The following is a 1,474-nucleotide window of genomic DNA, read 5'->3' as shown; positions in this document are numbered from 1 at the left end:
ATGGTATTGGCGTTATAGTGAAATTCTGAAAGCATCAAAAAATTCAGACGGCCTGTTATATACAAGGCCGTCTGAAATGTTTTAACTACTTAAGTTTGCTAAATTAGAACGAGTATTGCAATCTTATGCCTGTTTCACGGGTGCGGTTTTTAGGTTCGATCGCGCCCAATTGAATGAAGCCATAGTCTTCTGTAACGGTGAAGTTTGAATCTTTGACTTTCCAGCCGCGATAGAACGGGGTCAGACTGATTTTAGAACCGTTAGAGAATTTTTTAGATACAGGTACTTCAACCTCAATACCTTGTCCACCGCCTTGTTTCATTCTGGTTTCTTCTCGATCTGGCTCGTAAGAATACTGGCGGCCCTTAACGGCACGATTGTAGGCAATACGAGGAGCAATCTCAAAGTTTGCTGGAAGTGCGATATTTACACCGGCATTGATTTGCGCATATGTGGTTCGGTTTTTGCGGTCATAATCATCAGGATCGACACGTCGGCTCAAATCTCTCAGAACACGGTGTCCCAAGCCTGCACCGGCAGTCAGGCTAAAGCGATCGTTAATTGGATGTGTATATTCATATAAGGCACGGATATCGTATGCGCGGCGAGGTGCATTTTTGAGTGTGGCAGAACCATAACCTGTGGATTCACCAAATCCATTTTGGAAGCTTCCTGTGTAATCTGATTTACCACGGGAATAACGGCCTTCCAATTTTGCCGCATGGCGATCGTTGAAACGGTATTTAACCCCCGCATTAATAGACCACAGGTTGCCTTTTTGTTGCATTATTCGACTACCATCTTGTTCATATTCGCGATAGGTTTCGTTGTAATATTCGCTGCCAACGGTAAATTCAACAGGGCGGGCAGCCTGTGCGCCTACTGCAGCAGACAGTGCTAACACAGCAAGACAGAAATGAGCAGAATTTTTCATGTAAATTCCTTTTAGTTTGGGAAAATCAGTGTGATAATTTAATGTTATTGCATGGCAAAGTTTATAATATTTAATGAACATTAACAATGCTGATGGGGTAATATATTTACTTTTATTATATTCTTTAATGATTTATCGCAAATATTTGTCTTTTTTATGAGACAGTATGGATAAAAAACCTGGAAATAGTGTAAAACTGAGTCGGTAAGAGGTTTAATTTCGAAGTTTTCAAAAGTTAATATCTATATAGTTATTATTTAGTTTGCGATAAAAGTATATGCAGCCACCCACTCTATTCCCATGCATAAAGACATTTTGAATGTTAATATCGTATGACATTCTATTTATATAAAATAAGCGATATAACCGACTAGGCAAATTGACCTGACTGCCCATAAGTTATCCTTTCTTCTTCAAATAAGGAACTGCGATGTTCAACTTTATCAAGAAACAGTTTATCGACGTCATTCAATGGCCGAATCCCGATGACAGCCTGCTGATGTGGCGTTTTCCGATTGCCGATGAGGAGATCCAAAACGG

Annotated in this window: 1 protein-coding gene and 1 pseudogene; one reads left to right on the top strand and one right to left on the bottom strand. The window is 40.0% G+C overall.

From position 1 onward, the window contains the following. Window positions 1-103: 103 nt before the first annotated feature. Complete coding sequence (locus ACTHS3_RS12885) at window positions 104-934, bottom strand: outer membrane beta-barrel protein (RefSeq protein WP_039861962.1); 831 nt, start codon at window positions 932-934, stop codon at window positions 104-106. A 430-nt stretch (window positions 935-1,364) separates the two neighbouring features. Between ACTHS3_RS12885 and ACTHS3_RS12880 the strand changes: the two are divergent. Continuing rightward, window positions 1,365-1,474: pseudogene (locus tag ACTHS3_RS12880) on the top strand (SPFH domain-containing protein); the annotation flags it as partial.

The organism is Neisseria sp. P0009.S007, from assembly GCF_051962515.1.
Note: the sequence above shows the minus strand (reverse complement) of the source record. Positions and strands in the feature narration are given on the sequence as shown.

Excerpts from the sequence above, each read along its gene's own strand:
- ACTHS3_RS12885 (WP_039861962.1), bottom strand. The coding sequence starts at position 934 with ATGAAAAATTCTGCTCATTTCTGTCTTGCTGTGTTAGCACTGTCTGCT.